Source organism: Mesorhizobium sp. M4B.F.Ca.ET.089.01.1.1 (genome assembly GCF_004022605.1).
Lineage (GTDB): Bacteria > Pseudomonadota > Alphaproteobacteria > Rhizobiales > Rhizobiaceae > Mesorhizobium > Mesorhizobium abyssinicae.
In genome coordinates this window covers 1-657 of record NZ_RZOS01001146.1, presented here as the reverse complement: position 1 = coordinate 657, position 657 = coordinate 1, and the positions used below count along the sequence as shown (strand labels likewise).

At 57.2% G+C, this 657-nt stretch carries 1 pseudogene; it reads left to right on the top strand.

The window, feature by feature from the left end:
- A pseudogene (locus EN780_RS39370) lies at positions 1-657 on the top strand (hypothetical protein); the annotation flags it as partial.

Below are 657 nucleotides of genomic sequence, written 5' to 3'. Positions count from 1 at the left end.
ACAGCACAGTTCATTGACGCGGTCTCCGGAGCTCACCTGTGGGCGCAACGGTACGATCAAGCTACCGACGACTTATTCTCGGTGCAGGACGAGATAACCGCTCGCGTGGTCGGCAGCATCGCCTCGACGTACTACGGCGAGATCGCACGCAGCAGCAGGGCGGTTGCCAAACGGAAGCCTCCCGCGAGCCTTGATGCGTACGATCTCTATCTGATTGGGATGGACAGTACCCAGAGCGTCACCAAAGAGGGGGTCCTAAAGGGTATCGAGTACCTCGAAAAATCAGTGCGAATGGACCCGGAATTTGCACCGGCTTGGAGCCAGTTAGGCCTCGCATATTCGGTTGCCAGTACTCTAGGCTTCTCTGACGATGTCGATACCGCCTTGCGGCACTTCCGGGAAGATACGACTCGTGCACTGCAATTGGACCCAAATGATTGGATAGCGCTCGGACAGCGCGCGACATTGCGTGCGGCGGACGGGGACATTCAAGGTGCGAAGGAGGATTTCGAGCGGGCGCTTGCAGTTGCCCCAAACGATGCTGATAACCTTGCCTTGATTGCGTACAACATGCCCCTCGTTGTTGGTGATGCTAAGCGCATGGTGGACACGGTCAATCACGCTCTGCTCCTAAATCCAAGCGCTCCCCCTTGGTAC